Here is a 25,632-nt window from a genome sequence, read left to right on the forward strand (position 1 = left end):
ACCAACCCGTACCCCGCAACCCGGCCGAGATGTCTCACCTGAGAGGGAAGACCTTGACCAAGCATTACACAGTGGCGCTCGCCCGAGAGCGCACCACCCGCGCCACCGAGTACGCCACCTGGGAGGGGAAGGCTGACGACCCCGCGCACGCCCAGGACCTGGCCGAGCACGCCAACCTCGCATGGGCATCGGGCGAGGACAAGATCGTCGAGGTTGGCCCCGCGCGGGCGATCGGCATCGGCGTCATCACCGAGCTGGCGGAGGCCTGATGACCGACCTCGCCAGGCGTATCGACGTCGCCGAGACGCTCTTCACCCACTGCACCGAGGCTGCCGCCCGAGCCGCAGGGAACCTCGCCGAACTCCTCACCGCGCGCGTCACCCTCGCCGTGCGCGACGCCTGGCCGCAGGCCACCGATGTCACGGTGGACTCCGACCACAACCTGCACGGCGTGTACGCCGAGGACGAGAAGCTGGCCGACGACTGGCACCACCAGTTCGAGGGCGTCGCCGAGCAGGTCCGCGACGACCTGCTCCTCCTCGGCCAGACCGGCCAGTTCGCCGAGGACAACCGCGTCGTGAACCTCGGTGAGGCGGCCTCCTGATGTACGGACCGAGCTACTGGGCGGCCGGCATCACGGTCGGCGCCGACGAGCGCGCTGATGGAACTGTCCGCTGGGGCGCCTCTCTGGAGTTCCAGGACGACGGATTCGTTGACGCCGATGACCTGGACGCCGGCCAGGTCTCCACGGTGGGACGCCTCGGCACTCGCTACTTCCTTGACAGCACCGAGGCCACCGACGGCCTCACCGCCGCGATCGACACGATCAAGGCCGACGCCGACCGGCTCGGCATCAAGTTCCGCTCGTCCCCGCATGGCGCTCCGCTGATCCACGTCAGGGGCGATGGCGAGTACGCCGACGAATGGCTCCCCGAGAACTGGCGCGGACGGCTCGCCGCGCAGGCCCGGCGGCTCGGGTGGCGCACCTACGGCGACCCCACCGGACAGAGCCGTGAGTGGGGTATCCGATGACCACCTGGCGCTACAGCAAGATGCCGGCCGGCCAGCCCGTCGACGCTCGCGTCAACACGCTGTTCAATCTGGCGCGGATCGGCGACCTGTTCGAGCGACCCGCCGAGACCGCCGACGCCCGGCTGTGGGTCGTCACCCGCGATCCGGAGGCCGGCAGGCTCATCCTCCAGGTCGAACCGAAGCGCAACGGCATAAGAGTGGTCGACCTCCACGAGGTGCCGGCCGACATCATCCCGTTGCGTCGCGGGGGTGGTAGCCGTGGCTGACTCCTCCGCCCGAGCCGAGCGCCTCGTCGCGCTGCTGCACCACCGCCATCCGGACCGGGCCGCCGCGCTGGACCCACGAGGCATCCGCGCCGGCACCGCGAGCGACCCGGTGGGCCAGATCTATGGCCCTGCCGACCAGGCCGGCTACGACCGCGCCCTCCACGACCTCGGCATCCACACCGACCCGAGCGTCTACGGGCTGACGGCCCGCCACTCCACCGACACCCCGGACGGACTCGATAGAGCGTTGAGCGGGGCCGTCGAGGACTTCCTGGCCCAGGGGCACCTGGAGGACTTCCATGACTGATCAGTTCAACTTCGGAGAGCACCCACATCGTTACGGGATCGCCCGGCGTGGTCACGACGACAGTTGGGCCGTCCTGAACGGCGGTACCGGTTGGGACACCGCCGAGGTCCTCAACCGCGACGGGCAGTGGGAGTGGGAACCTCGGCCGTCCGAGCGGACCGAGGACTTCGTCGCCCGCACCCGATTCCCGTTCGACGAGGCCAAGGCCCTCGTGGACGAACTGCTGGAGGATGACAGCAGCCAGGGCGGCAAGATATGAGCGCCGCGCCGACCCGTCCCCACCTGGGCGAGATCGAGCACCGCCTGCTCGCCGGGCAGGCCACCACCGACGACGTGATCGACCTGATCGCCGAGGTGCGGCGGCTGCGCGGCGTCGAGGACTTCGCGGCCGGGATGCTGTTCGACTCGGTGGTCACCTTCGAGGGCTCCACCATGTCCCCCCTGGACCTGCTGGAGCAGTACAACCCGCACCTGCGCCGCCGCTTGGCTGATCTGCGCCGGGCCGCCGCGTACACGCCGGAGCACGTGGACACCGCGCTCGCGCTGGTCCGCGCCAGCCGCGAGCCCGAGCCGGCGCGGACGGGCATCGCGCGCCGGTGGCGCCGGGGGGCTGGCCGTGACTGACTTGACTCGGGTCGCACACCTCGCACTCGATGACGCGGTTGTCGCTGCGGAGCGCGTCCAGCGCGCCTACGAAGGCAAGGCCTGGGGCCGGGGTTCGGCGCCAGACCGCCACGACTCGCAAGTCCTCTTCGCGCTGACGTGCCGCGACCTCGTCGCGTCCATCGACGCACTCCCGCCACACGAGCAGCCCGTCGGCTGGCAGATCGACTGGGAGACTGCCGCCCACTCCGACGCGTACGGCGACGGAGTCTCCCCACGCGGCAGGGAGGTGCCGTGACCCCGGACCTGCCCGCGCCATGGCTGGCCCGGTTCGGGGTCGTCGACACCGAGACCACCGGGGTGGACGTCGAGACCGACCGCATCGTCCAGGCCGCCTGGGTGGAGATGGGGCCGGAGGGCCCCGTGGACACCCACTCCTGGCTGATCAATCCGGGGAAGGAGATCGGTCAAGGGGCGATCGACGTCCACGGGATCACCAACGAGCGCGCCCGAGCCGAGGGGGTCGAGCCAGCCGGCGCTGTTCTCCGGGTGGCCGAGCGCATCGAGAAGTTCCGCGCCGAAAGGCTGCCGGTGGTGGCGTTCAACGCCACCTTCGACCTGACCCTGACGGACCGGGAGATGCGCCGGCACCACGGCCGCGGGCTGGACCTCACCGGCATCCGGGTGATCGACCCGATGGTGCTGGACCGGGCCTGCGATATTCACCGCAACCACGTCAAGGGCGGCAAGCGCCGGCTCGGCGAGCTGGCCCGGCACTACGACGCGCGGCAGGTCGGAGCCCACGACGCGCTCGCCGACTGCCTGACCACCGCCCGGGTGCTGTGGCGCATCGCGCAGCGGTACCGGCACCTCCGCGAGATGGACCTTGACCAGCTCGTGGCCTTTCAGACCCAGGCCAACCTCGCCTGGGCGATCAACACCGAGTTGTACCTGAGCCGTCAGGGCCGACCCGATATCGAGATCGACGGCTCCTGGCCCTACAGACCGCTAAAGGACACGGCGTGAGCATCCGCCGCCTGCTGACCTCGCGCGGCCCGAGTCTCGAGCGTCAGCAGACCATCGCCATCCACGAGGCCGGGCACGCGGTGGCCGCGCGCATGCTCGGCGCCACCGACATCGCGGTCAACGTGGGCCGGCGCGCGGGCGGCTTCTCGTTCACCTTCGACGGCTCGGCCTACGACGAGGCCGTGATCCTGCTGGCGGGCCACGAGGCCGAGGTGGCGCTAACCGGCGCCGACTCCGGCGGGGCCAGCTATGACCTGAAGCAGGCCAGGAAGGTCCTGCGTTACCAGCTCGTCCCGCTGGCCAGCGCGGGGACCACTGCGGCCGAGCTGGTACGCGGCGCCCGGCTGGACATCGAGGCCGAGGCGGCGCGGCTGCTGGACGGCGCCCTCATCGGACGGCGGGCGGCATGACCACCGTGACCCGTTCCCGCGCTCGCCGCTCCCACGCGGGCGCTGACACCAGCAACCCCCTGCGCCCGAAGGCGCTCAGCTACTACCGGGACATCCGCATCCTCATGGGCAAGATCCAATGGGGCACGGACCCCGAGCGCCCCGCGGTCGTCCGTGCCCGGATCTCCGCCGCCCCGAACGCCCCCGGCGTGTCGGAGTCGGGAGTGGTCGAGCTGAAGGACGGCGTCTGGACCTGCACCCGTCACCCGAACGAGAACGCCTGCCCCTGCCGCCTGGCCGTCCAGATGGTCACCGGGTGGGAGCACCTCGGCGGGAGGGCGGCGTGACACATCAGCCGCCGAGCGCCCTGCGCGTGGCGCTCGATGACCTCTACGTGGCTGGTTACGAAGTCGGTCGCGCACGGCGCGGCGAGGAGAACCCGCGACTGGGCCGGGTGCGGAGCCTGGCCGAGACCCAACTGGAACTCGCGCTCGACGCGCGTGACCTCGTCCGGATCGTCGACGCGCTGCCGCCGGACGAGCGGCCTTTCGGGTGGGACGTCCCTGACTTCCCGCCTGGCATCGAGAGCGAGCGGTCCTGATGCGCCCCGGTGGCCATTACGACCGCACGTCCTACAGGGACTCCCGCCCCGGCCGGCATGCCACCAGGGCCACGGTGCTCGCCGACGCCCTGGGCGAGGCTGCTGACGAGATCGACGACCTCCCGGCTGCGGACCAATCCCTCGGCGCATTCGCCATCCCCCACGAGCTGGACGGAGCACCCGATGAGCGGTAGCGAGGTCATGACCCCCACGATCCGGTTCAAGCCGGGCACCAGCCAGGCCGGAGCGACCGGCTACGACGTCCCGAAGAGCACCCTGGACCCGCGTTATGCCGCCTGCTCGGATCACCACGTTGCCTGTGACTGCCGGGAGGCCGAGCACGCGGAGACCGTCGCGGAGCTGATCGCCGAGTTGCAGGAGTACCGCAGGGTGTTCGAGGCGCTCTGGCTGGCAGCTCCCCATCAGGTGCTCAGGCAGGCCCAGATCGCCTGGACGGTGGCGCAGAACGGGAGCTATCCGCTGGCGCCGCGGTGGGCCCGGCAGGCTCGGGAAGGCGGCCACGACGCCCGGCAGGTGGGGCTACTGCGCATGGTCCACGACAAGAATCTCTCGCTCCAGGACGTACGCGAACTTGCTCACACCCTCCTGGGATTCGAGCCGGGCGAGGAAGGGACGCCACGGCTGAATGTCAGCGAGGAGATGGCTGCGGAGCCCCCGTTCTGATGGGCGGTCGACGTAGCGACGAGCGCTGGTACAGGGCGTTCTGGGACTCAGGGCTCCTGCTGCCCTCGGTCACCACGATCATTGGCAGCGTCAGCGCCAAGGGCGGCATCCCGTACTGGCACGGCACCGAGGCCGCGCGGTACGCGGTCGAGCGCCACGACGAGATCGCCGACCTGATCGCGCAGGGCGAGGAGAAGCGAGCCATCGCGCTGATCGCCGGGGCGCCGCGGCGCATCACGGCCGAGGCCTCCGAACTGGGCAAGCTGTTCCACCGAGTGGCCGACGCCAAGATCCGCAACCGGAACCTGCCCCTCACTGAGGATGAGGCCGAGGCGGTGGCCCCGTTCGAGGCCACGCTCGATCGGTTCATCGAGGAGATGCAGCCGACCTACCGCTGGACGGAGGCCACTCTCTACAACCGGCGCCTGCTCTACGCGGGCACCGGGGACTGCGGCCTGGAGCTCGGGGTGTCGCTCCCGGTGGTGATGCGCCGCAGGCTGGTTCACACCTTTCCGCCCGGCGAGCTGCTGATCGGGGACTACAAGAGCGGCAACGCCGTGTACGACGAGACCGGCGCGCAGCTCACCGGCTACGCCTCGTGCAGCCACATGAGTCTGCGTGACGCCACCAACACCATCGTCGAGATGCCCCGGGTGGCCGGCGGGGTGGTCATCCACATCCGCCCGGACGGCTACCGGGCCCACGGGGTGCTGATCACCCCGGAGATGCGCGCAGGGTGGGAGTACGCCCGGCGCTGGTTCGAGGTCCAGCGTGAAGTGGTGTCGGGCTCCGTCGGCCTAGGCGTGCGCGCAGGCGGCTTCCGCGTAGACGACTTCACCTCGATCGACATTCGGGTGCGTAACGCACTGGCCCTACGCGGCGTGTCCACGCTCGCGGACCTGGAGGCATTCGGCCCGGAGAAGCTCCTGGCCATCAAGCACGCCGGACCCGCCACGGTGGGAACCGCGCGGGAAATCCTGGCCATCGAGGGCAGGGAATGGCCCCTCGGGCCGGACGAGACCACGGAAACCACCCAGGAGAGGGGGGCCGCGTAATGGCGATCCTGTTGCCGGAGATTCTGAACATGCAGCAGCGAGGCGTGCTGGAAGGTCAGCTCCGTATTGGTACATCCAAGCCCGGGAAGAATGGCGGGAAGCAGCCCGTCAAGCTCAAGACCTGGCGCATTACCTCTCCCTCCAAGAAGTCCGTCGAGGCCGCCGCAGCGAAGTTCGGCGGAGAGGTGGTCCGGTGGGATGCTGACCAGGGCCTCCAGTGGGAGGTGATCACGCCGCTGGAGGCGCTGCCGGTGGACTTCGGCGGGGTCAGCGGCGCGGTGGACCAGTGGATGACCCACTTCGACCAGGGCATCCTGATGCGCCGCTGCACCGGGGGCGAGGGTGCGGTCAACGAGGTCTCCAGGCGTCCCTGCGAGTGCCAGGCGGCGGACCGCCTGCTGTGCAAGCCGGAGACGCAACTGCTGGTGCGGTTCCTGGACCTGCGCGGCATCGGGTGGTGGCGCTTCACCTCGCGCGGCAAGTTCGTGGCCGCAGGCTTCCCCGTCAAAGCCAACTGGCTGCGTAACGCGGCGGCCGAGCTGCGCAAGCGTGCCGAGAAGGAAGGAAAGGGCGGGGACTGGTTCCTGCCCGCGAAGTTGGTGATCCGGGAGATGAAGCTGCCACCCAAGACGCCCGGCGGCCCGGGGCGGCGCTTCCCGGTGGTGGACATCGACATCGATGCGTCGGTTCTCCAGATCATGATGGGGGAGGGCGGCGGCACCATCCAGGAGCTTGCCGCCGTGCGCCAGCAGGAGCGTCTCGCTCTCACCGCCGGCACCAGCGCGGGTCCGGCCGCACTACCCGCCGGCTCCGGCGGGGCCGCGTCGGTCCTGGCCTCGGCTCCGGCCAACGCGGTGCCCGAGCAGCAGGCCGCGCCCCTCCCGCCGCGCCAGGTCAGCCGACCCGCACAGCAGGCTCGGCCGGCGGCACCCCCGGCGGATGACGCCGAGCGGGCCCGGCAGGCCGCGGAGTGGGCGCGGCGCCCCGACATCACACGCCAGAAGGTCCTGGACTTCCTGGAGAAGAACAAGGCCAACCCGGCGATGGACGAGTTCCTGCCGAGCGAAGGTGACGAGCCGGCCAGCACGCTGCGGGACTTCCTGGGCGACCGACTCCAGGAGCTGAGCGAGGGCGTCAAGGAGCGCCCGGACGGCTGGGACGAGGAGTTGGGCATGGCCGTCCCGGTGGACGCGGGCGTGTCGCCGGAGGAGATGGAACAACTGGCCGCGCAGGCCTCGCCGTGACCAGCGAGACCGTGGACAGCCCGGCGTGCGCGAGTCACGTCGAGCTGTACGACCAGATCACCGATCTGGGCGACCAGTCGCCGATGACCCTGCTAACCCGGGCGCGGCACGTCTGCGACGGCTGCCCGGCTGCGCTGGACTGCCTCGCCGGCGCGGTGGACCGAGGGGAGCAGTGGGGCATGTGGGGCGGCGTGGTAATGACCCCGCCCGCCGAGCCCACGCTGGACCAGCGGCTCGGGCTGCGTACCGGACTGGAGATCGGGGACTTGGTGGAGGCAGTGGTCTCGGGCGAGCTGATCCGCCGTCACGAGGACCGGCGCGCCGCCTTGGCTCGGCTCTACCAGGAGGTGGAGATCGTGTCCCGGCGGCCGGAGTTCGCCTCCGTGGAGCACCCGCAGGCACCGATGATGGCGGCCCGTCGGCACCACGGCGTGTCAGACCCGCTCTGGCTGGCCACGGTGCGTGCCCGCGCTGTGGCCGCGGCAGGGTCGGCCGGGGCCCACGACGACGAGTTCGCCGCGGCGTCATGACCGAGCCCGAGCAGTGGGCGCTGGACTGGGCCGAGGACGGGACCGTGCTCGCGCGGACCGTCCCGGCCCGGCCGGACGGCCCCGAGCCCATCCCCCTCGTGGAGGCGCTGGGCGAGCTGTGTGACCACCTGGATACGACAGGAGCGGAGAACTGATGGCCACACGTGCCGCCAACGTGGGGCAGGACCGGGTTCCGCCCGGCCTGGCCCGCATCCTGGCCCCACTGGACGCCTATGACGGCGAGGAGCCGTTCGGTGCCGTGACGGCCGCGCGCCTGCTCGACGTGGAGCCGCGGACCGTGACCTCTTGGGCTACCGCCCGCCAGCTGTCGGGCCTGCTGCTGTCCCGGTCGATCGGGTGGCGCTTCACCGTGGTGGACCTGCGGGAGTTCCTCACCCGTCGCTACTACCGGGCAAACTAGCGGACCAGCTGGTGACCGTCACCGCGGGTCACCCTCCAACCGCGGGCGGGTGGCGTCGAGGTGGGCCGGCGTTGGTGCTTACATAGACCGACAATGGCCTCCTTCGAAAAGCTGCCCGCCCGCTCGGGTGACGGCCTGCGCCGGATCCGGGTCAAGCTGGTTCGGGCCCACCATCGGGCGCCCACGGATCAGACCATGTGGCGCCCGATCTTCGATACCAAGGCGGCGGCGCGGTCCTGGGTGGTCAAGGCCGAGAAGCACTTGGACTACGGCCATGTGCCGGACTGCCTGTGCGAGTCGATGTCCTCCGCGTGCACAGGCCTGACTACTCCGGCCCCGCCGGTCGAGCCGCCGAAGCCCGCGGCCGAGACGCTGACTCTGACCACCTGGCGCGAGCGGTGGTGGCCCACCTACTGCCGGTCGACCCGGAAAGCTGCGCGCAGCATCGAGGAGACGGACCGGCGCTGGCGGCTGCACCTCGAACCCCGATGGGGCGAGAGCCCTCTGGCCGCCTTCGACCGGCTCGACATCCAGGACTGGGTCGATGAGGAGCTCGCCGGATGGAAGGCACCCGGCACGGTCGAGCTGATTTACAAGGACCTCCAGCTCCTGTTGTCCGCGGCGGCGGACAACCGCCCTCCGATCCTGACCTACAACCCTTGCTACAAGATTCGGCTCCCCGAGGGGAATGGCGCCGAGGCTATTCACACCGACACAGCCGGCATCGCGCGAATAGCCGATCGCTGTGACTTCTACCGGGACCTGGTGTGGTGCCTGTACGGCAGCGGATGGCGTTGGGCTGAGATGGCCGGGCTGCGTGACGATCTGGTCGTCACCGGCAATCGCGACGCCGACGACAACGGGCCGTGCATCGACCGCGAGGCCGGGGTGCTGCGCATTCACCCGGAGCTGGGTTGCCTGGTCGAATCGAGTGGGAGTCTGGCCTCGGGCCCTCCGAAGACCCGCGGGTCTGCGCGGACCACCCCTGTCCCGGAGTTCGTGTTCGACATGATCGACGCGCGCTTGGACGTGATGCCGAAGAAGGGCGAGCGGGACTCGTTCGTCTGGCACGGCCCGCGCGGCGGACTGCTGCGGCGGTCCGGGTTCAACCGCCGGGTATGGCGGCCGGCATGTGACGGCCGCGAGGAGGAGCCGAAGCGGCGGGGAACGCCGGGGCGCCCAGCGTGGGATCCGCTTGTGCCTGGCATGAAGGTCCACGGCATTCGCCATTCGCACAAGGCGGTACTGGAAGCGGCTGGCATTCCCGACTCGGCCATCGAGGCCCGCCTCGGCCACAGCCGTGGCGGTCGGGGCATTTCCGGGGTCTACTCCCACGTGCTGCCCGAGACCGAGGATCGGATCGTGAAGGTGCTCCAGTCCCGCTATGAGGCCGCGATCCTGCTCTGAGCCACCCCCGACACGCTGCGTGATGTAGATCACACATCATGTCTGGGCTCCGCCGGCCCCTGAGCTCGACCCACCACTGCCCATGGGAATGGTGTCCGTGGGCAAGATCGAGAAAAGTTCCCATGGAGTGCCCATGAACGCCGAACGCCCCCTCCTCCGTGATCGGTGGAGAGGGCGCTTTCCCCTGTCGGGACGACAGGATTTGAACCTGCGACCCCCAGACCCCCAGTCTGGTGCGCTACCAAGCTGCGCCACGTCCCGTGCTGACCAACGTTACCTTACCGGAAAACCGGCGCCTCGACCGTGCCGGGTGGACCCGGAGTGTGAGGTGAGGTGCGACGCCGCCCCCAATGATCAGGGGTGGAGCCTGCCTGCGGTGCTGGTTGGCTGGCGCAACCGTATCGCATGGGGGATCGACCGCGTCCGTGGGGGTGGCGCGGGTGTCGTGGCTCGGCTGAGATCCGGGATCGGCCGGTGCGGCGAACGCACACCGGCCGATCCCATCCTCATTTCTGGGGAGGGTCGGCTCAGATGGACCCGTGCCCGCGACGACGCATCCCTGCGCCGATCAGGAGGGCACCGAGGCCGGCTCCGGCGATCGGCAGCAGCGGCGAGTTGTCCCCGCCGGCCGCGCCACCGCCACCGGCACCGACGCCGCCCACCGGGGCACCGCCGACGCCGACGCCGACCGCGCCACCTGCGATGACACCTGCGCCGACCGCGCAGTCGCGGTCCTTGTCATCCTTGTCGGCGAACCAGTCGTCCTTGTCGTCCTTGCCCTGGTCCTTGTCGTTGAACTTGTCGTCCTTGTCAAGGTCCTTGCCGTCCTTGCCGTCGACCTTGTCGTCGACCGCGGCGCGGGCTTCCTTGTCGTCCTTGTTGTCCTTGTCCTTGTCGCCGAAGATGTCCCAGTCGTCCTTGTCCTTCTGGTCGGCGCACTTGCCCTTGTCATCAAAGATGTCGGCGTGCGCGGCCGTCAGGCCCGGCCCGAAGGTGAGGATGACGGAAGCCGCGCTCGACATGGCGAGAAGCGCGGCGCTCCGTCCCATTCCCTTCCTCATTTGGTCCCCTCTCTCACGCATGGTGACTACCCGATCACTGCGAGTGACACCATAGCGAGGACTGGTCCGGATGGGACGCAGCGAGACGGCGTGGTGCGACAGGTTCGAACGGCCGTGGGCTCGGTCGCGGACGGTGTGGCATTCCATTGCGGGACTTGAGGTGAGCCGCGCTCCCTGTGCCCATCGCCCTCGCTTGGCCGATGTGGCTGGGGCTGGTGCGCGCTCTCGTGCGACGCGGCTCCTGACTACGGTCCGCATCCTCCTCGTGTCGTTAGCATCACGTTACGTAGTTCCTGGAGGTCGTCGCGGGAGATCGTCCCGGGAGGCTCCAGGAGGACGGAGAGCGCTGTGGGACGTGCGGAGTCGGGGCGGTTGCCGACGCGGATGACGTTTTCACGCCTCCTGCTCGTCGCGGGCGCGGTGCTGATCGTCGGAAGCGGGTTCCGCCTGGCCGATGTCGGTTCCGATGCTCCTTCGGACACGGAGCGTGTGGCGGTGAGCGGCCTGGGTGCGGACGTCGGTCGCGCCGGCGCGGCGGGCGCCCCGGGTGCTTCCGGCGCCCCGGGCGCGAGCGTGACGCCCCTGCCGACGCTCCCGCCGGTCGTGGTGACTGATCCGACCCGGGTGCGGATCCCCGTGATCGGCGTGGACGCCCCGGTCATCCGGCTCGGTCTCAACGCCGACGGCTCGCTGGACGTGCCGAAGAAGTGGGGAGAGGTCGGCTGGTACGACAAGGGCCCGGCGCCGGGCGCGATGGGGCCCTCGGTGCTCGTCGGCCACTACGACTCGACCTCTGGACCGGCGGTGTTCTACCGGCTGCGGGCGCTGCGTCCCGGTGACCAGATCGAGGTCTCGTCTCCGGATGGCCTGAAGACGACCTTCACCGTCGACCGGACCGAGGACGTGACCAAGAAGACGTTCCCGACCGATCGGGCCTACGGGCCGGTGACCCGTCCGGAGCTGCGTCTGATCACCTGCACCGGTGCCTTTGACGAGAAGACCAAGCACTACCTCAGCAACCTGATCGTCTACGCGCACGCCAACAGCATTGCCGCGACGCCTTCCACGGCTGTCGGACCAGCCGCGCCAGCCTCGCCAGCCGCGCCCGGCGCTGCTGGCGGGACAGCGGCGGCGCCCGCCTCGACAGCTTCACCTGCGCCTGCTCCGGTTGGTCCCGCTCCGGCCGGCTCCCCGGCTCCGGCACCAGCCGGTCCGGCGCCGGCGGTGCTGCCAGGCCCGACGGCCCCTGCCGGCGGGCCTGCGGCGCAGTCGTCACTGCTGGTGGTTCCGAGCAGGCCGGTCTCGGCAGTGCCAGGTGCGCACTAGCGGCAGGGTGTCCCGATGGCGGTGATGGCATTGTGCTGGGGACGAGGGTCTCCCGAGGGCCTCAACCGGCCGGTGCCGGCCACCGTCGCCTCACCCGGACGGTGTCACGGCACCCGGCCGGGAAGCGGAACGGGCTGGCCGGCCGGGCGGCGCGAGCTTGGAGCTCGCCGGTGGCGGTGGCTGGGCCGGCAGGAAGACATCCATCTCCAGGCCGCCTTCGGGCCGGGACACGGCCCGGACCGAGCCGCCGTGGGCGCGGGCGATCGAGGCGACGATCGACAGGCCGAGGCCGGCACCCCGCTCAGGACTCCATGATCCCCGCCCGGCCCGGCTGAACGGCTCGAACAGGTCGGCGGCCGAGGACAGAAGCACCGGCGGGCCGGTGTTGGTGACGGACAGGACCGGATCCGCACCTTCGCGTACCCACACCGTCCCGCCAGGCCGGTTGTACTTGATCGCATTGTCCACCAGGTTGGAGACCAGCCGCTCCAGCAGCAGCCGGTCGCCCCATACGGCGTAGGCCGGGGCCGCGGCACGGTCTCGGCCCGTGTGCTCCCAGCGCAGGTCCACCCCGGCCGCGGTGGCGACCGGGCGGTGCATGTCGACGACAGCGGCGACGACTTCGCCGATGGGCACCGCCTGCCGGGAGGCGAGCCCACGGTCGCTGCGCGCGAGCACCAGCAGTCCCTCGATGAGCGCCTCGACACGTACGTTCAAGGTCAGCAGGCGGGTGCCCAGATCGTGCAGGGCCGGATCGGCCCCGGGCCGCTCCATCGCAACCTCGACAAGGGTTCGCTGCGCGGCCAACGGGGTGCGCAGCTCGTGCGACGCGTTGGCCACGAACCGGCGCTGGCTGTCGAAGGACCCAGCCAGCCGATCGAGCATCTCGTCGAAGGCGTCGGCCAGCTCGGTCAGCTCGTCGCGCGGTCCGCGCAGCCGGATCCGGGCGTCAAGGTTGTCCGCGCCGAGCCGGCGGGCCGTCGAGACCACCGCGTGCACGGGCCGCAAGGTCCGGTCGGCGGCCACCCACCCCAGCAGCAGCGCGAGGACCAGCGTCGCCCCGATCGCCACCCCGGACTGCACCAGCAGGGTGTTCAGGACGTCCCCGCGATAGCTGCGGACCGCGCTCACCACGGTCAGCGTGCTGGAATCCGGGCCCGGACCGGGCACGCCGACACCGAGTCCCGGCGACACGGGATCTCCGGGCGACACGGGATCTCCGGGCGACACGGGATCTCCGGGCGCCGCGAGATCTCCGGGCGCCGCGGACTCCGGTGCTCCGGGCGCCTCGTCGGCCGAACCGGTTGTGCCGAAGGCGGATCCGGCCGCGATGGCCGCCGACGGCAGCGCGGCGCGCACCAGGACGTAGTTGACGGCCAGCAACACCACACCGCTGAGGAGGAACAGGCCGCCGCACATCAGCGCGAGCCGGACCTTGACCGACATCGCCCTCGGCCGGGGCCGGTGCCGCCTCAGCTGCTCAGGCGGTATCCGACCCCGGCCACCGTCTCGATCACCGGCGGCGATCCCAGCTTGCGGCGCAACGTCATCACCGCCATCCGTACCGCGTTGGTGAACGGATCGACGTTGGAATCCCACGCCTTCTCCAAGAGCTCCTCGGCACTGACCACAGCCCCGTCGGCCCGCATGAGAACCTCCAGGACGGCGAACTCCTTGCGGGAGAGCAGGATGAAACGACTGTCCCGGGACACCTGGTGCCGCGGCACGTCCAGCTCGACACCGGCGCGGCGAAGTACCGGCGGCACCGCGGCACGGGCCCGCCGGCCCAGCGCCTGCACCCGGGCGACCAGCTCCGCGAACGCGAACGGCTTGGTCAGATAGTCGTCGGCGCCCACCCCGAACCCGTGCACCCGGTCGGCGACGTCCCCCGCAGCAGTCAGCATGATGACCCGGGTGTCGCCGCCGGCGGCCACCACGGCCCGGCAGACATCGTCACCGTGCACCTTGGGCAGATCCCGGTCGAGCACGATCACGTCGTAGGGATGGAGCGCTGCCAGCTCCAGGGCGCTCGCCCCGTCCCCGCAGGTGTCCACCGCCATGGCCCGCTGGCGCAGGCCCTCGGCGATGGCCTCCGCCAGGATCACCTCGTCCTCGACCACCAGGATCCGCACGCAGCCGCCTCTCCACCTACGTCGATCATCGACCGGCGGTCATAAAGAGAGCGTAAGCGGCGACGCTTACGGGACCCGGATCGTCCGGTCACTAGATCTGTTCGTGGCCGGCGAAACCGCGCCGGCCACGAGTGAGGTGACAGATGAGACGACACTGGTCCGCGCGTGTGATGATCGGGACGGCGCTCGTGCTGGCGGCCTGCACTGGCAGCACCGCCGCAGCGATGGCGGCCGGGCCCGCGGGCACGGGCACGCCTGAATCCGGTACGGCAGCGCCCGGTGCGCCGGCCCTGCCGCCGGGCAACGACGACTACACCCGGTGCCTGAAGGAGAACGGTGCCCAGGTGCAGACCGAATCGGCGGGAAGCCATCGGCGAACGGTGCGCCTGATGATCGATTCCGAGCGCGGGTCGAAGGCGGTGGATGCCTGCCAGCAGTACGCGCCCGCTCCCGGCGCCATCGGTGGCCCGCCCTCGATCGAACCACTGACCGCGGAGCAGAACGCGACCGTCACGAAGTGCCTGCAGGACGCCGGGGTGACCTTCCCCGCTCCCGGCACCACGCAGGTACTGGGCCTTCCGCCGGCGGACGGGCCGGTCGTCGCCGGTTCGGGTTCCGGTCCGACCGTCGTGCCCGGCCCGGGCGAAAGCGGCGGTACCGGCAGCGGCGGCGCGGCCGGCAGCGGTGCGGCCGGCCGCGGCGGCCCGGTGCTCCATGGCGAGTGGGGTTCCGAGGAGGGCCCGGTGCTGCACAGCGACAGCGACCCGGATTCCGATGAGGGCCCGGTGTTCGTGGGCGAGGCGGGGCCTGGCGACGGCCCGGCACCTGGCCTCCCCGATGCTCCCGACCCGAAGGTCACCAGCGCGCTCGGTCAGTGCGCGCAGGAGGCCGGCCTGCCCGGTCTCGCTCTGGAAACGCGCTCAGCGGACGGGACCACCACATCGGTGGTGGTCGTGAGCGCGGCCCGCGAGTAGGCCGAACCTGCGTCCCAGCCGCGTCAGGTGTGCACCGGTTCGGCCCGTTACCGGACCACCGAGCACGCCTGACGCGGCTTCGACCTGCTCCGTGGTCGCCCAGGCGAACGGCACCCCCGGTCGGTGATCGCCCGGACCAGCATGGCGATCGCGGGGCGGGGCCTGGTCCCGGAATCGACCCGGCAGCGGGACCCGCGGCGGTTCCCGGTGGGTCGCCAACGGTGGGAATTCCATTCAGTGGTCCTGCTCTGGTCTTCCGGGGGCCGGGGATGCGCAGGGTGGCGGCGCGGCCCGATTCCGGCACGTCGGTGTGTGATTCGCGTGGCCAATGTGTATTGCCTGGGCGCTGCCTGCTTGCCGGTGTGGCGGCGATGGCACTGCCGGCGGTACACGGGGGTGTTCGGGTGATGCACCACCAAGGGTGGGATCCGCGGTCTACGGACGGCCTCCGCATTGTGTTTCGAACGCATTGCCTGGAGGCGGCGCGCAGGCGCTCGCCAGGGGTGTCGGACCGCGGTCTGGGCGGTGGCGCTTCGGTCGCCGCCGATGGCCGTCCGGGCCGCCGTCCACCTCTGCGGGTGCCGTCGGATTCTCTATACCAGGCAGGCTCCGCAGGGCATTGCCCGGGCTGGGAGCGTGGGTCGATCCGGGCGGCGCCCGGCCGGTTCGCTCCGACAGAAAGTAAGCGGGTATTTCCGCATCGTGATCGAAGGGTGTGGTGGGCGATTGTTGTGTGGGGGGTGATTGTCGGCCGACTGCAGAAGTCCACTATCTTCAGCATCGGCACCTGCGCGCAGATCTAATCGAGAGTGCCGAGCACCGCCCGATGTATGTAAAGCGTCAAGCCGAAGCGCCGCGTCCTGCCCCCGGCCTGACGACCCCTCCGAGACAGGTGGGGCAGGACGAGGGATGTCGGCTGCCGGCAAGCGGGTACCCCCGTGCCCGATCTGCTGGTCGACCGGTCCGGTCCCGTCGGCCGATCGCGGCCGGTGGGACGGCGCGTTGCCGAAACCTGGCAGCGTGTGTCGCAGGCGCCGGAGAGAGAAGGACTCGCGTTGCCCCGTCGCGGAATTGCCTGGCTGCCTGAGGACTGGGACCAGTTCGTCAAGGGGCGGCAGCGCTCCTCGAACGTCCGATCCGGCACCGGCTCCCGACGAGGTGGCCAGCCGCCCCGTCGCGCTGCGACGATCGCCGCCTTCACGACCGGGACGCTCGCGGCGTCCACCGCCGCGTTCGCCGCGACGGTGCCTTCCACGCCTGACACCTCCGCCTCCCTTGAGCCGGGCACGACCCAGACGGCGTCCGTACTGCCGGGCCAGGGCCAGAGCAGCCCCGAGGACGAGGCCGCGGCGGCGGCCGCGGCCGCCGCCGCTCCGCTGGCGGGGGCGATCGCCGCCTCCGAGCCGATCTTCACGAACATCGAGCTGACCACCGACGGCTCCACCGTGGCCCCGAACGCGCCGGTGGTCCTCACGGTCCGGGCCAGAGAGGCGAGCGGCACCCCGCTGGGCAACCAGCAGGTCCGCGTCGTGGTGGTGAACGGGCCGAAGTGGCAGACCACCCGGGCGCTCACGACCGACGCCAACGGCCAGGCCCAGATCACCGCGCGGCTGCTCAGCACGACCACGATCACCGCGGTGTTCGACGGCACGAGCGCGCTGCGGCCGTCGGTCGCCACGTCGGCCACGATCACCATCAAGGCGCCGACGACGACGTCGTCGTCGCGTTCCAGCGTCAGCCAGGCGATCCCCTCGGTGATCCCGGGCAGCTCCATCGGGGAGAAAGCGGTCTACCTGGCCTCGCTGCAGAAGGGCAAGCCGTACGTGTGGGGGGCGGAGGGCCCCTACTCGTTCGACTGCTCAGGGCTGGTGCAGTACGTCTTCAAGCAGCTCGGCCGATCGTTGCCGCGTACGGCGCAGGGGCAGTACAACGCCTCGACCCACGTCCCGCAGTCCGGCAAGCAGCCGGGCGACCTGATCTTCTACGGTACCGAGAACAACATCTACCACGTGGGTATCTACGCGGGGAACGGCTACATGTGGGCCGCGCCGCAGACCGGTGGTGTGGTGTCGCTGCGGCCGATCTACAGCTCCACCTACAAGGTCGGGCGGATCATGTGATGGCGGCCCGCCGCGGACGACACCCGATGACCTCAGCGACACACATCCGCTAGCGTCAGGGCACGACCCGCGTCCCGAGGTCGGCGCGCGAGGCCGTTGGCGCCGTCGGTGCCGCCACGCGCATGGCCGGGTCGGGGAGGAGGGACTCGGCGTGACGGCGGCTACGCAGGCCTCCGACCGGATCTGGACCATTCCGAACCTGCTGTCAGGTCTGCGGCTGCTGGGCGTCCCGCTGTTCCTGTGGCTCGCGCTCGGGCCGGAGGCGGACGGCGCGGCACTCGGGGTGCTCGCCTTCGCCGGCGTGAGCGACTACCTCGACGGCAAGCTCGCCCGGGTTCTGAACCAGACCAGCCGCCTCGGGGTGATGCTCGACCCGCTGGCCGACCGGCTCTACATCCTCGCCACGATCGTCGCCCTCACCCTGCGCGACATCGTCCCGTTGTGGTTCGCGGTACTGCTCGTCGCCCGGGACGCCGCACTGCTGCTGCTGGTGCCGATCCTGCGCCGGCTCGGTGTCGGTACCGCCCTTCCCGTCCACTACCTGGGCAAGGCCGCGACCTTCAACCTGCTCTACGCCTTCCCGCTGCTGTTGCTGTCGGCCGGCGATTCGTGGCTGGCCACGGCGGCACGTCCGGTCGGGTGGGCGTTCGCCATCTGGGGTGTCGCCCTGTACTGGTGGTCCGGCCTCCTCTACTTCGAACAGGCCCGCCGCCTCGCCGTCGAACGCGCACGGCCGGTGGCGTCCGCGACGTCCGGGAAGATCGGGAGGTAAGGCCGTGAGAGCCGTCGTCATGGCGGGCGGCGAGGGCACCCGGCTGCGGCCGCTGACCGCGAACCTGCCGAAGCCGCTGCTGCCGGTCGTCAACCGGCCGATCATGGAGCATGTCCTGCGCCTGCTCAAACGGCACGGGTTCGACGAGACCGTCGTGACGGTCCAGTTCCTCGCGGCGATGATCCGGAACTACTTCGGGTCCGGTGACGAGCTGGGCATGCACCTGTCCTACGCCACCGAGACGACCCCGCTGGGTACCGCCGGCAGCGTCAAGAACGCCGAGGACGCGCTGCGGGACGAGCAGTTCCTCGTCATCAGCGGCGACGCGCTGACCGACATCGACCTGACCGACCTCGTCGCCTTTCACCGGGAGCAGGGCGCGCTGGTCACCGTCGCGCTCAAGTCGGTGCCGGACCCGTTGGAGTTCGGCATCGTCATCGCCGGCGAGGACGGGCGGATCTCCCGTTTCCTGGAGAAGCCGACCTGGGGCCAGGTGTTCTCGGACACGGTGAACACCGGCATCTACGTGATGGAGCCGGAGGTGCTCGGGTACGTCCCGGCGGGCGAGGCGGTCGACTGGTCGGGGGACGTCTTCCCGCGGCTGGTCGAGGCCGGCGCCCCGGTCTTCGGCTACGTCGCCGGCGGCTACTGGGAGGACGTGGGCACCATCGCCAGCTTCCAGCGGGCCCAGGCCGACGTGCTGAACCGGCAGGTGGACGTCGAGATCGGCGGTTTCGAGCTCTCCCCGGGCGTGTGGATCGGCGAGGACGCGGACGTGCATCCGGACGCCGTCCTCAAAGGCCCGCTGATGGTCGGTGACTACAGCAAGGTCGAGGCCGGCGCGGAACTGCGCGAGTTCACCGTGCTCGGCAGCAACGTGGTGGTGAAGCGCGGCGCCTTCCTGCACCGCGCGGTCGTCCAGGACAACGCGCTGATCGGGCCGCGGACGAACCTGCGCGGCTGCGTGATCGGCAAGAGCACCGACGTGCTGCGGGCCGCGCGTATCGAGGAGGGCGCGGTCATCGGGGACGAGTGCGTCATCCAGGAGGAGGCGTTCGTCTCCCACGATGTCAAGGTGTACCCGTTCAAGACGATCGAGGCCGGCGCGGTCGTCAACACCAGCGTGATCTGGGAGTCGCGCGGGCAGCGCTCGCTGTTCGGGCCGCGTGGCGTCTCCGGGCTGGTCAACGCGGAGATCACGCCCGAGCTGGTGGTGCGGCTGACCAGCGCGTACGCGACGACCCTGAAGAAGGGGACCACCGTCACGACGGCCCGTGACGGCTCCCGGGCCGCCCGCGCGCTCAAACGTGCGGTGATCAGTGCGCTGACGGCGGGCGCGATCAACGTCCGTGACCTGGAGGTGGCCCCGCTGCCGGTCGCGCGGTTCGACGTGCGGACCTCCGACGCGGCCGGCGGCATCATGCTGCGCTCCAAGCCCGGCGACGCGGAACGTATCGACATCGTCTTCCTCGACGCGGACGGCCACGACCTCTCGCCGGCCGCGCAGCGCAAGCTCGACCGGGTCTTCAGCCGGCAGGAGTTCCGCCGGGCCTTCCCCGGCGAGATCGGCGACCTGCGCTTCCCCGCGCGCACGGCCGACGTCTACAGCCAGGATCTGCTGGACCGGGTCGACACCAGCGGGCTGGCCGAGGCGGATCTCAAGGTGGTCGTCGACCCGTCCGGGGGAGCGGCGTCGCTGCTGTTGCCGACGCTGCTCGGCCGGCTCGGCGTGGATGTCCTGACGGTCAACGGCCGGCTGGACGAGACGTACCCCGAGCGCGGTGCGGCGCAGGAACGCCGGGCTCTGGACCGGCTCGGCGCGCTGGTGGCGAGCTCGCGGGCCGCCTTCGGGGTCCGGTTCGACCACATCGGTGAGCGGATCACGATCGTCGACGAGCGCGGTGACCTGATCAGCGACGAGCGGGCGCTGCTGGTCATGCTCGATCTGGTCGCGGCGGAGAACCGCGGGGCCACGGTCGCGGTGCCGGTCGCCACCACGCGAGTCGCCGACCAGGTCAGCCGGTTCCACGGGCTGACCGTGCGGCGGATGCCGATGTCGGGCGCGGGGCTGTCCAAGGTCGTCGAGGACGAGCGGGTCGTGTTCGCGGCCGACGGCAAGGGCGGGTTCGTCGTTCCCGAGTTCGCGCCGGTGATCGACGGTCTCGCCGCGTTCATCCGGCTGGTCGCGCTGGTCGCGCGGACCCGGCTCACCCTGAGCGCGATCGACGCGCGGATCCCGCCGGTGGCGATGGTCCGGTCCTCGGTGCCCACGCCGTGGGCGGAGAAGGGACTGGTCATGCGCCGCGTCGTCGAGTCGGTCGGCGGTGACTCCGAGACACAGGTGGACACGACGGATGGTGTGCGGGTCGTGAACCCGGATGGTTCGTGGGCGCTCGTGCTGCCGGACCCGTCCGAGGCTGTGACCCACCTGTGGGCCGAGGCCGCCGACCTGGGCGACGCGCAGCGGCTCCTTCGCCGTTGGAGCGCCGTGGTGGAGGCCACACCACCGGTGGAGGCCACCACCGGCCAGCGCTGACCGGTCGGCCGCGAGCTGTGTCGGCCCGCCGGCGCGGGGCGGAGGCTGCGGAACGCGGCGGGGAGGTCACGGCTCCGGTTCGGGCATCGGCAAGAATGCCGGATGTGCAGGCACGGACCCAGACGGCGCTCGAGCGGGTGGCCGCGACGGCGCTCGATCCGGGCTACGCGCAGGCGTCGGCGGGTCGTCCACCCGCCCGCCCGGGGCGTCGGCGGGGGTCTCGTCGCGCGCGGCGCAACCGCTGGCATTCGCTCGCGATGCCGCTTGCGCTGCTGCTGACGGGGCTGCTGACGGCACTGACCATCCGCCAGGGGGTGGCGGCCCTGCCGGCGGGGGAGCGGCTGCGGGCGCGGCTGAGCGCCGAGTACGAGTCGCGCTCGGCGCACCGGGACGACCTGGCCGCCGACGTGCGTGAGCTCCGTTCGGCCATCGCGGACCTGCACGCGCGCCAGCGGTCCGCCGACGACGCCTGGGACACCGCCACCGCACGGATCGGCGCGCTGGCCGCTCCGGCGGGGCTGACGGCGGCCCGGGGCCCGGGGGTGCGCCTGACCCTCACCGACCCGGCGACCGGCCCGCCCGCGGACGCGGGGAACCCGCGGCCGACGGCGGAGCTGACGCCGGGCGGCCGGCTCGCCGACCACGACCTGGCCGACATGGTGAACCTGCTGTGGAGTGCGGGTGCCGAGGCGGTGGCGGTCAACGGTGTTCGGCTCACCGCGCTGAGCGCGGTACGCGCGGCGGGTGACGCGATCCTGGTGGGGCTCAGCGCGGTCGAGGCGCCCTACGTCCTCGACGCCATCGGCGACTCCGCGGCGATCGTGTCCCGGGTGTCGGCCGCGCCGGTCACCATGCGGCTGCGTACCCGGGCCGGCGCGCCACCGGACGCGGTGACGATCGCCCGGCTCGGCGCGGTGACGCTGCCGGCGGCCGCGGACCCCAGCCTCCGATACGCCCGAGGGAGTGGATCATGACACGTGCGGCCGCGATCACCGGCCTGGTCGCGATCGTCGTCGGAGTCCTCGCCGGGCTGCTGGCCACACCGCAACCGCCCGGGTGGCTGGATCCGTATCTGCCGGTCGCGGTCCTGGCCGCGGTCGACGCCGCGGTCGGAGGGCTGCGCGCGGCGCTGGAGCGCCTCTTCTCCGACCGTGTCTTCGTCGTGTCCTTCCTGTCGAACGTCGTGCTGGCGGTCGCGCTCGTCGCTCTGGGTGACGCGCTGGGTGTCGGGGGTGCGCTCTCGACCGCGGTGCTCGTCGTGTTCGGGATCAGGATCTTCACGAACGCCGGCACGATCCGTCGTCTGGTGCTGAAGTCGTGACGACAGACGGTGTGGTCGGCCCCGCCCCGCCCCCGGCTGCCCTGCCCCCGCCAGCCCCGGCTGTCGCCTCCCCGACTGTCGGGAACGGGACACCGGGCGGTGGTTCCCGGCTTCGCCTCGTTCGGCTCGCGTCGATCCTGATGCTCGCGCTGCTCGGGTTCGGGGTCACCGTCGTGATCCGATCGGCGGACTCGGCGGACCATCTCGCCCGGGTGCGTCCGGACGAGCTCGCGAGCCGGCTGGACAGCCTCTCGATCGGTGGGCAGCGGCTACAGGTCGAGGCGAGCGGGCTGCAGGAGACCCGTGCGGCGCTCGCGGACGACGGCCGCGCCCAGGCCGAGCTCGACCGGGCCCGTCAGGAGGCCGACACGCTGGCGGTGCTCGCGGGGACAGCCCCGGTCACCGGGCCGGGCCTCACGCTCACGGTCAGTGACCCACGCGGCAAGGTCGACGCCTGGATCCTCGTTGACGCGCTCCAGGAGCTGCGGGACGCCGGCGCCGAGGCCATCGAGCTGTCCGGGGTGCGCGTCGTGGCCTCGACCTACATCATCGACGCCCCTGGCGGGGGGATGACGGTGGACGGCGCCACCGTCGCCGCGCCCTACGTACTGCGCGTGATCGGGGAAGCGCACACACTTGCCCAGGCGATGCGGATCCCCGGCGGGGTGCTCGATACGGTAGCTACCCGGGATGGCGCGCAGGCCGAGATCACGAACTCCGACCGGATCGAGATCGGGGCCCTGCGCACCGTGCCGAGCCCCCGTTTCGCCCGTCCGGCGGACTGATCGGCCGGTGTTCGACACCACGACCCAGGAGGCGATTGCGCTGTATCCCGACGACCTGAAATACACCCGTGAGCACGAGTGGGCCCGGGCCGACGGGAACCGGGTGCGTGTCGGTATCACCGCGTACGCCCAGGAGGCGCTGGGTGACATCGTCTTCGTCTCGCTGCCCGAGGTCGGGGAGGAGGTCTCGGAGGGTGAGCCGTGCGGCGAGGTCGAGTCGACCAAGAGCGTGTCGGACATCTACGCGCCCGTCGCGGGCACGGTCACCGCACGCAACGAGGTGCTGTCCTCCGCTCCGGAGCTGGTGAACTCGGACCCGTACGGCGACGGCTGGCTGGTCGAGGTCACGGTGGCGGATCCGTCGGTGCTCGGTGAGCTCCTCGACGCGGCGCAGTATCGGGACTACGTCAAGGAGCAGTGAGTCCTCTCCGCCGTCGGCTCCGGCGTCGGTTCCGGCCTGCTGCGGCAGCGCCCGACCGGCGTGCGACGGAGAAGGCTCAGCAGACCGGCTTCCGGAAAAGTCAGGCGATCCGTACACGCATCGTGGCAGGCCGGTCATGAGCCGGCCGTGCATAGCTGCTCGGAGTGGCGCTCATCGTCGGTGCTGTGGCTATCTGTCCGATATGTCGGCTCGGACGGATTGTCAAGCGGCCTGCGCTCGCCGCATGCGTCCGGTGACGCCACGCCGAACAATCGCCCGACGCATCCTTTTCACGACGGTGCTCCTGATGCACTAGCCTCGGAGTGCGCCGTGACGGGATCGGGTGCGGCCACTGCCGCGTTCGACCGTCCGCGTGCGGTGATGGCTCGGGTACCTCGGGTTTCGCCGGGTACTTCGGGTCCACCCCTGTCGGGCACCACTCCAGCCGCCGTGAGGGCGGCGGACCGAGCGGCCGGCCACCCGCGTGCGTTGCGGGCGACCGGCAGGAAGCGGACGAGACTGTGTTCTGCACGAGGTGCGGCCAGCAGAACCCGTCCGACGCGCTGTACTGCGCGCGGTGCGGGTCGCCTCTGGTACGTCCGGGCGAGCCCGTGGCGCCGGAGCGACCCGCGGAGCAGACGTCGACCCTGAACCTTGCCGCGGCCCTTTCCGGTATCGAGGGCGACCATGTCGACGACTCGACCGAGCGCGACGCCGTCGCCGCGGTCGATGCGCTTCCGCCGGGCTCCGCCCTGCTTGTCGTCAAGCGGGGGCCGAACGCGGGTAGCCGGTTCCTGCTGGACGCGGACCTCACCACGGTCGGGCGCCATCCGGAGAGCGACATCTTTCTGGACGACGTGACCGTTTCCCGCCGGCATGCCGAGTTCCACCGCTCGCCCTACACGAAGGGTTTCTCCGTCCGTGACGTCGGCAGTCTCAACGGCACGTACCTGAACCGCGAGCGGATCGACTCCGCCGAGCTGACCGGTGGGGACGAGGTCCAGATCGGCAAGTTCCGCCTGGTCTTCCTGACCGGTGCGACCTACGGCGGGGTCGGCGTCCGGTGAGCGGGGGTACGGCGCGGTGAGCGGCGGCGGCGCCGCGGCGGAGTCGATGCGCCCGTCGGTCCGTGCGGAGGAGTTCAGGCCGGGCGTGGCCCGGCGCAGTCCGTCCACCCGGGCCGAGGACGCCGCGAAGACGCTGAACATCGGCGAGGTCCTGGACCGGCTGCGAGCCGAGTATCCCGACATCACCCTCTCGAAGATCCGCTACCTGGAGTCCGAGGGGCTGGTCGAGCCGGCACGCACCAGCTCCAACTACCGGAAGTACTCGCTGGATGACGTTCTGCGGCTTCGGCATGTTCTGCATGCCCAGCGCGAGCGTTACCTCCCACTCCGGGTGATCAAGGAAGAGCTGGCCGCGCTGGACCGCGGCGACACCGGGCTGCCCCGCCCGGGGCCTCGGGCTGTCCCGGACCGCCCTGTCGGGCATGGCCTGGACGCCCTGATCGGCGCCGAGCGGGTCCGTCTGTCGCGCCGGGAGCTGTTGGCCGCCAGCGGTCTGGACGACGACGTCCTCGCCGAGCTGGAAAGCAACGGGCTTGTCGGGCCCATCGCCGGCGGCGGGTACTACGACTCCGACGCACTGCTGGTGGCCCGTACCGCGGCCCTGCTCGCCTCGCACGGCGTCCAGGTGCGCCACCTACGTGCCGCCCGTGCCGCGGCGGACCGTGAGGCAGGTCTCATCGAGGCCGCCGTCGCACCGCTGCGCTCCGGGCGGCTGGGAGAGTCCGACGGGCGCGCCGCGCAGACCGTCGACGAGCTTGCGACGCTGCTGGTGCGCATGCATGCCGCACTGCTGCGTACCCGGCTTGCCGCGAGCCGGTCGGGGTAGCACATACCCACTACGCACATGGTGCGAGTCCGTACGGAAAGTGAGAACCGGCGGCCGCGCTGACGCGGGGCGGTAGCGGGGATACTGTCTCCTCGTGGGGTTTTCCGGCTCCGGTCACAGCGTCCCACCCTGCCCCACCTGCGCTAGGAGGTAGATCGGTGCATCGGCTGGACATCGTCGGCGTGCGTGTCGAGCTTCCGTCGAAGCAGCCGATCGTTCTGCTCAAGGAGGTGGGGGGCGAGAGGTACCTGCCGATCTGGATCGGAGCGGTCGAGGCCACGGCCATCGCCTTCGCCCAGGAGGGCATCACGACGGCCCGCCCGATGACCCACGACCTGATGCGGGACGTCCTGCGCGCCCTGCAGACGGAGCTGACCCAGGTCACCATCACCGACCTGCAGGACGGCGTGTTCTTTGCCACCCTGGTCTTCGGTAACGGGGTCGAGGTCTCCGCCCGGCCCTCGGACGCGATCGCCCTGGCCATGCGGATGGGCGCGCCCGTGTACGGCGTGGAGGCGGTGCTGGCGGAGGCCGGCATCACGGTCCCCGAGGAGCAGGAACAGGAGCAGGAGAGCGAGCTGGAGAAGTTCCGGGAGTTCCTGGACACCATCTCGCCGGAGGACTTCAACACGCCGGGCTCGTGATCATCGGTAGGTTCGGCCGGCCCGCTGGTCACGGCCACGGCCACGGCCGAGCCCCCGTCCGATGTGTCCAGAACGCGGGTGT

35 protein-coding genes and 1 tRNA gene are annotated in these 25,632 nt (G+C 71.1%); 32 read left to right on the forward strand and 4 right to left on the reverse strand.

The window, feature by feature from the left end:
• Positions 1 to 53 precede the first annotated feature (53 nt).
• The 20 genes from ACG83_RS10925 to ACG83_RS11015 all read left to right on the forward strand — a co-directional run bounded on the left by ACG83_RS10925 (position 54) and on the right by ACG83_RS11015 (position 9,565).
• The gene (locus ACG83_RS10925; protein WP_152991341.1) at positions 54 to 269 is read left to right on the forward strand and encodes a hypothetical protein; all 216 of its coding nucleotides are present in this window, start codon (positions 54 to 56) and stop codon (positions 267 to 269) included.
• On the forward strand, positions 269 to 604 hold the full coding sequence (locus ACG83_RS10930) for a hypothetical protein (protein ID WP_054566039.1): 336 nt from the start codon (positions 269 to 271) through the stop codon (positions 602 to 604). The genes ACG83_RS10925 and ACG83_RS10930 overlap by 1 nt, the downstream gene beginning before the upstream one ends.
• Positions 604 to 1,032 carry a hypothetical protein gene (locus ACG83_RS10935; protein WP_054566040.1) on the forward strand — a complete coding sequence of 143 codons (429 nt, stop codon included), beginning with the start codon at positions 604 to 606 and terminating at the stop codon, positions 1,030 to 1,032. The genes ACG83_RS10930 and ACG83_RS10935 overlap by 1 nt, the downstream gene beginning before the upstream one ends.
• Positions 1,029 to 1,298, forward strand: a complete 270-nt coding sequence (locus ACG83_RS10940) for a hypothetical protein (RefSeq protein ID WP_054566041.1) — start codon at positions 1,029 to 1,031, stop codon at positions 1,296 to 1,298. Before ACG83_RS10935 ends, ACG83_RS10940 begins: the two co-directional genes overlap by 4 nt.
• Entirely contained in the window at positions 1,291 to 1,605 is a 315-nt protein-coding gene (locus tag ACG83_RS10945) for a hypothetical protein (RefSeq protein WP_054566042.1), read from the forward strand. Before ACG83_RS10940 ends, ACG83_RS10945 begins: the two co-directional genes overlap by 8 nt.
• A complete protein-coding gene (locus ACG83_RS10950; RefSeq protein WP_054566043.1) occupies positions 1,598 to 1,864 on the forward strand; it encodes a hypothetical protein in 267 nt (88 codons plus the stop codon). The genes ACG83_RS10945 and ACG83_RS10950 overlap by 8 nt, the downstream gene beginning before the upstream one ends.
• On the forward strand, positions 1,861 to 2,229 hold the full coding sequence (locus ACG83_RS10955; RefSeq protein WP_054566044.1) for a hypothetical protein: 369 nt from the start codon (positions 1,861 to 1,863) through the stop codon (positions 2,227 to 2,229). The genes ACG83_RS10950 and ACG83_RS10955 overlap by 4 nt, the downstream gene beginning before the upstream one ends.
• Complete coding sequence (locus ACG83_RS10960) at positions 2,222 to 2,506, forward strand: hypothetical protein (protein WP_054566045.1); 285 nt, start codon at positions 2,222 to 2,224, stop codon at positions 2,504 to 2,506. Before ACG83_RS10955 ends, ACG83_RS10960 begins: the two co-directional genes overlap by 8 nt.
• Entirely contained in the window at positions 2,503 to 3,234 is a 732-nt protein-coding gene (locus tag ACG83_RS10965; protein WP_235497821.1) for an exonuclease domain-containing protein, read from the forward strand. Before ACG83_RS10960 ends, ACG83_RS10965 begins: the two co-directional genes overlap by 4 nt.
• Entirely contained in the window at positions 3,231 to 3,644 is a 414-nt protein-coding gene (locus ACG83_RS10970; RefSeq protein WP_054566046.1) for a hypothetical protein, read from the forward strand. The genes ACG83_RS10965 and ACG83_RS10970 overlap by 4 nt, the downstream gene beginning before the upstream one ends.
• Entirely contained in the window at positions 3,641 to 3,970 is a 330-nt protein-coding gene (locus ACG83_RS10975) for a hypothetical protein (protein ID WP_054566047.1), read from the forward strand. Before ACG83_RS10970 ends, ACG83_RS10975 begins: the two co-directional genes overlap by 4 nt.
• Positions 3,967 to 4,224: a hypothetical protein gene (locus ACG83_RS10980; protein WP_054566048.1), complete on the forward strand. Its 258-nt coding sequence runs from the start codon at positions 3,967 to 3,969 to the stop codon at positions 4,222 to 4,224. The genes ACG83_RS10975 and ACG83_RS10980 overlap by 4 nt, the downstream gene beginning before the upstream one ends.
• Complete coding sequence (locus ACG83_RS10985) at positions 4,224 to 4,418, forward strand: hypothetical protein (RefSeq protein WP_054566049.1); 195 nt, start codon at positions 4,224 to 4,226, stop codon at positions 4,416 to 4,418. Before ACG83_RS10980 ends, ACG83_RS10985 begins: the two co-directional genes overlap by 1 nt.
• Positions 4,408 to 4,908 (forward strand): hypothetical protein, encoded by a 501-nt coding sequence (locus ACG83_RS10990; RefSeq protein WP_054566050.1) that lies wholly within the window; start codon positions 4,408 to 4,410, stop codon positions 4,906 to 4,908. The genes ACG83_RS10985 and ACG83_RS10990 overlap by 11 nt, the downstream gene beginning before the upstream one ends.
• Positions 4,908 to 5,963, forward strand: a complete 1,056-nt coding sequence (locus tag ACG83_RS10995; protein ID WP_054566051.1) for a hypothetical protein — start codon at positions 4,908 to 4,910, stop codon at positions 5,961 to 5,963. Before ACG83_RS10990 ends, ACG83_RS10995 begins: the two co-directional genes overlap by 1 nt.
• The gene (locus ACG83_RS11000) at positions 5,963 to 7,207 is read left to right on the forward strand and encodes a hypothetical protein (RefSeq protein ID WP_054566052.1); all 1,245 of its coding nucleotides are present in this window, start codon (positions 5,963 to 5,965) and stop codon (positions 7,205 to 7,207) included. The genes ACG83_RS10995 and ACG83_RS11000 overlap by 1 nt, the downstream gene beginning before the upstream one ends.
• Entirely contained in the window at positions 7,204 to 7,737 is a 534-nt protein-coding gene (locus ACG83_RS11005) for a WhiB family transcriptional regulator (RefSeq protein WP_054566053.1), read from the forward strand. Before ACG83_RS11000 ends, ACG83_RS11005 begins: the two co-directional genes overlap by 4 nt.
• On the forward strand, positions 7,734 to 7,892 hold the full coding sequence (locus tag ACG83_RS45340) for a hypothetical protein (protein ID WP_161934740.1): 159 nt from the start codon (positions 7,734 to 7,736) through the stop codon (positions 7,890 to 7,892). The genes ACG83_RS11005 and ACG83_RS45340 overlap by 4 nt, the downstream gene beginning before the upstream one ends.
• Positions 7,892 to 8,158: a hypothetical protein gene (locus ACG83_RS11010; RefSeq protein WP_054566054.1), complete on the forward strand. Its 267-nt coding sequence runs from the start codon at positions 7,892 to 7,894 to the stop codon at positions 8,156 to 8,158. Before ACG83_RS45340 ends, ACG83_RS11010 begins: the two co-directional genes overlap by 1 nt.
• A gap of 93 nt (positions 8,159 to 8,251) precedes the next feature.
• Positions 8,252 to 9,565, forward strand: coding sequence for a hypothetical protein (locus tag ACG83_RS11015; RefSeq protein ID WP_054566055.1), 1,314 nt, complete (start codon positions 8,252 to 8,254; stop codon positions 9,563 to 9,565).
• 187 nt (positions 9,566 to 9,752) lie between these two features.
• Here the strand turns inward: ACG83_RS11015 and ACG83_RS11020 are convergent.
• Together ACG83_RS11020 and ACG83_RS11025 are read right to left on the reverse strand one after the other, a co-directional pair.
• A tRNA-Pro gene (locus ACG83_RS11020) sits at positions 9,753 to 9,826 on the reverse strand.
• A gap of 266 nt (positions 9,827 to 10,092) precedes the next feature.
• Positions 10,093 to 10,614, reverse strand: coding sequence for a hypothetical protein (locus ACG83_RS11025; RefSeq protein WP_235497822.1), 522 nt, complete (start codon positions 10,612 to 10,614; stop codon positions 10,093 to 10,095).
• 396 nt (positions 10,615 to 11,010) lie between these two features.
• Here ACG83_RS11025 and ACG83_RS11030 point away from each other — a divergent pair, with 396 nt between their 5' ends.
• Positions 11,011 to 11,952 (forward strand): class F sortase, encoded by a 942-nt coding sequence (locus tag ACG83_RS11030; protein ID WP_235497823.1) that lies wholly within the window; start codon positions 11,011 to 11,013, stop codon positions 11,950 to 11,952.
• Positions 11,953 to 12,042: 90 nt separating this feature from the next.
• On the opposite strand, the gene ACG83_RS11035 is transcribed toward ACG83_RS11030, so the two are convergent.
• Both ACG83_RS11035 and ACG83_RS11040 read right to left on the reverse strand, forming a co-directional pair.
• Positions 12,043 to 13,398, reverse strand: a complete 1,356-nt coding sequence (locus ACG83_RS11035) for a HAMP domain-containing sensor histidine kinase (RefSeq protein WP_054566058.1) — start codon at positions 13,396 to 13,398, stop codon at positions 12,043 to 12,045.
• A 26-nt stretch (positions 13,399 to 13,424) separates the two neighbouring features.
• Positions 13,425 to 14,084, reverse strand: a complete 660-nt coding sequence (locus ACG83_RS11040) for a response regulator transcription factor (RefSeq protein ID WP_054566059.1) — start codon at positions 14,082 to 14,084, stop codon at positions 13,425 to 13,427.
• Positions 14,085 to 14,227: 143 nt separating this feature from the next.
• Between ACG83_RS11040 and ACG83_RS11045 the strand changes: the two genes are divergently transcribed.
• From ACG83_RS11045 to ACG83_RS11095, 11 genes are all read left to right on the forward strand, one after another.
• Positions 14,228 to 15,058 (forward strand): hypothetical protein, encoded by an 831-nt coding sequence (locus ACG83_RS11045; protein ID WP_152991343.1) that lies wholly within the window; start codon positions 14,228 to 14,230, stop codon positions 15,056 to 15,058.
• A gap of 1,055 nt (positions 15,059 to 16,113) precedes the next feature.
• Positions 16,114 to 17,178 carry a C40 family peptidase gene (locus tag ACG83_RS11050; protein WP_054566547.1) on the forward strand — a complete coding sequence of 355 codons (1,065 nt, stop codon included), beginning with the start codon at positions 16,114 to 16,116 and terminating at the stop codon, positions 17,176 to 17,178.
• A gap of 151 nt (positions 17,179 to 17,329) precedes the next feature.
• The gene (locus tag ACG83_RS11055; protein WP_054566061.1) at positions 17,330 to 17,950 is read left to right on the forward strand and encodes a CDP-alcohol phosphatidyltransferase family protein; all 621 of its coding nucleotides are present in this window, start codon (positions 17,330 to 17,332) and stop codon (positions 17,948 to 17,950) included.
• Between the two features lie 19 nt (positions 17,951 to 17,969).
• Positions 17,970 to 20,486 (forward strand): mannose-1-phosphate guanyltransferase, encoded by a 2,517-nt coding sequence (locus ACG83_RS11060; protein ID WP_054566548.1) that lies wholly within the window; start codon positions 17,970 to 17,972, stop codon positions 20,484 to 20,486.
• 95 nt (positions 20,487 to 20,581) lie between these two features.
• Positions 20,582 to 21,460, forward strand: a complete 879-nt coding sequence (locus ACG83_RS11065; protein WP_054566062.1) for a DUF881 domain-containing protein — start codon at positions 20,582 to 20,584, stop codon at positions 21,458 to 21,460.
• Positions 21,457 to 21,807, forward strand: a complete 351-nt coding sequence (locus ACG83_RS11070; protein ID WP_054566063.1) for a small basic family protein — start codon at positions 21,457 to 21,459, stop codon at positions 21,805 to 21,807. The genes ACG83_RS11065 and ACG83_RS11070 overlap by 4 nt, the downstream gene beginning before the upstream one ends.
• The gene (locus ACG83_RS11075) at positions 21,804 to 22,592 is read left to right on the forward strand and encodes a DUF881 domain-containing protein (protein WP_235497824.1); all 789 of its coding nucleotides are present in this window, start codon (positions 21,804 to 21,806) and stop codon (positions 22,590 to 22,592) included. Before ACG83_RS11070 ends, ACG83_RS11075 begins: the two co-directional genes overlap by 4 nt.
• A 40-nt stretch (positions 22,593 to 22,632) precedes the next feature.
• Positions 22,633 to 23,013 (forward strand): glycine cleavage system protein GcvH, encoded by a 381-nt coding sequence (gcvH, locus tag ACG83_RS11080; protein ID WP_054566550.1) that lies wholly within the window; start codon positions 22,633 to 22,635, stop codon positions 23,011 to 23,013.
• A 521-nt stretch (positions 23,014 to 23,534) separates the two neighbouring features.
• Entirely contained in the window at positions 23,535 to 24,080 is a 546-nt protein-coding gene (locus ACG83_RS11085) for an FHA domain-containing protein (RefSeq protein WP_006540372.1), read from the forward strand.
• A 16-nt stretch (positions 24,081 to 24,096) separates the two neighbouring features.
• Positions 24,097 to 24,906, forward strand: coding sequence for a MerR family transcriptional regulator (locus ACG83_RS11090; protein WP_054566064.1), 810 nt, complete (start codon positions 24,097 to 24,099; stop codon positions 24,904 to 24,906).
• A gap of 158 nt (positions 24,907 to 25,064) precedes the next feature.
• A complete protein-coding gene (locus ACG83_RS11095; protein ID WP_006540374.1) occupies positions 25,065 to 25,550 on the forward strand; it encodes a bifunctional nuclease family protein in 486 nt (161 codons plus the stop codon).
• Positions 25,551 to 25,632: the final 82 nt, after the last annotated feature.

The sequence above is a fragment of the Frankia sp. R43 genome, from assembly GCF_001306465.1.
Taxonomy (GTDB): Bacteria; Actinomycetota; Actinomycetes; order Frankiales; family Frankiaceae; genus Parafrankia; species Parafrankia irregularis.